1 protein-coding gene is annotated in these 1166 nt (G+C 61.9%); it reads right to left on the bottom strand.

The features are described 5' to 3' along the window. Window positions 1-1106, bottom strand: a 1106-nt coding sequence (gene gshA / locus NW820_RS12525) for a glutamate--cysteine ligase (protein ID WP_414407662.1), incomplete at its 3' end; no start/stop codon positions are given. Between the last annotated feature and the right edge of the window lie 60 nt (window positions 1107-1166).

Raw genomic sequence — 1166 nt, 5'->3', positions numbered from 1 at the left:
CTCTCTCGGTCTTGTTCGGCCAGCTCCTGGATGGCCTGTTGGTACACCTGGGCAGGTGTGGATCCCTGGTTGACTTGCTTCAGCCAGCGTTGGGCCTCATTGCCCTGGTGGAGCAGGGTTTGCAAGGGAGCTAGAAAACAGCCTAAGCCCTGAGGTTGGCCAATGCGCCAAGCTTCGGTCAGCAGCTCTTCGATCCACTCTTGGGCCGCCCGTTCCCGGCCTGTCTGCCAATCGACCAAACGAGATTGCAGCGATTCTCGGGCAGCAGCCTGCTCGTTGGCCTCGCAAAGGCTCTCCAGCTCTGTTGGGGTAAAGGGCCCCCGCAAGGGATCCAGCGCTTCCGGCTGGGCCAGCAACTGCCAGAGACGGGCTTCCACCAAGGCGGTAATCGCCAGAACCATCACCGGATCCCCCACCAGATCGCAAATGCGCAGCTCCACGCGGTTGAGGTGGTAGGGCCGCTCCGGGCCGTTGGGTCGCACCGAGGCCCACAGGTGGCGCACATTCTGCATTGTGCCCAAGGCTAGCTGCTCCTGGATCCAGGCAATGTAGTGGGCGTGATCCCGGAAGAAGGGCACCTGAGCCGGCGTTTTGGGGAACACCTGCCAACGGCTGGAGTGGGATCCCGTCACCCGTCCGTCCAGAAAAGGAGAGGAAGCGCTCAGAGCTAGGTAGAGAGATGCTTCCGCTCGCAGCAGGCGACAGGCCCGGAAGATGGCCTCGGTACCTGGCAGGCCAACATTGATGTGAATGCTAGCAGTTACCACCCGCGTGCCATAGGTGCGCTCGATGTAGTCGTGGTAGGGGTTGCCGGGATCCGACCGCTCGAAGTGATCGCTGCCGCCCAAAGCCAGCGTACTCCCCGGCAGAAGGGTGTAAGGGCCAAGACGGCGCAAAAATTGCCGCAACTGTAGGCGAGGCCGCAACAAGGCACAGAGCAGGTCTTCGTAGCGGCGAAGGGGAGGGGTGATATACTCCACGTTGCGCCGATCCGGCTCCCGCACAAACCCTGGCAAAGCCTGGCAAATGCGATCCGACAAGCCCACCACTTCCCCGGCGGCGGTGCCGGTGTACATTTCCACCTCAAAGCCCTTGGTCAACAGCACAGGCCAGCCTCCAGCCGCAGCCTCACCAGTCTAACCTTTCCTTTCTCCCCTCATTGTCCT

The organism is Synechococcus sp. R55.7 (assembly GCF_047461955.1).
Classification (GTDB): Bacteria; Cyanobacteriota; Cyanobacteriia; order Thermostichales; family Thermostichaceae; genus Thermostichus.
Note: the sequence above shows the minus strand (reverse complement) of the source record. Positions and strands in the feature narration are given on the sequence as shown.